Origin of the sequence: Veronia pacifica, assembly GCF_001707825.1 — a bacterium.
Lineage (GTDB): Bacteria > Pseudomonadota > Gammaproteobacteria > Enterobacterales > Vibrionaceae > Veronia > Veronia pacifica.
Genome location: NZ_LYBM01000149.1, coordinates 1 through 311 on the forward strand (window position 1 = coordinate 1; position 311 = coordinate 311).

At 51.1% G+C, this 311-nt stretch carries 2 tRNA genes; both read right to left on the minus strand.

Features of this window, described 5'->3' with window-relative positions:
* Nucleotides 1-65: 65 nt before the first annotated feature.
* Nucleotides 66-141 (minus strand) — tRNA-Gly (locus A8L45_RS23540).
* Between the two features lie 24 nt (nucleotides 142-165).
* A tRNA-Met gene (locus A8L45_RS23545) sits at nucleotides 166-242 on the minus strand.
* Nucleotides 243-311 lie beyond the last annotated feature (69 nt).

Sequence of the window (311 nt, forward strand, 5' to 3'; positions counted from 1 at the left end):
GTGACCTCGACCTTGGCAAAACGCTTGCGTTCGCTTGTTCTCGACGTATCAAGAACACATAAATTTGGAGCGACACACGAGGTTCGAACTCGTGACCTCGACCTTGGCAAGGTCGCGCTCTACCAGCTGAGCTAGTGTCGCTTTGTTCTCAGAATTTCTGAGAGTTGGTTGCGGGGGCCGGATTTGAACCGACGACCTTCGGGTTATGAGCCCGACGAGCTACCAAACTGCTCCACCCCGCGTCCGTGTTTCATCGTTTAATGCCTGATGAAGGCGATGTTCTCAACACATCAAGAACATATAAATTTGGT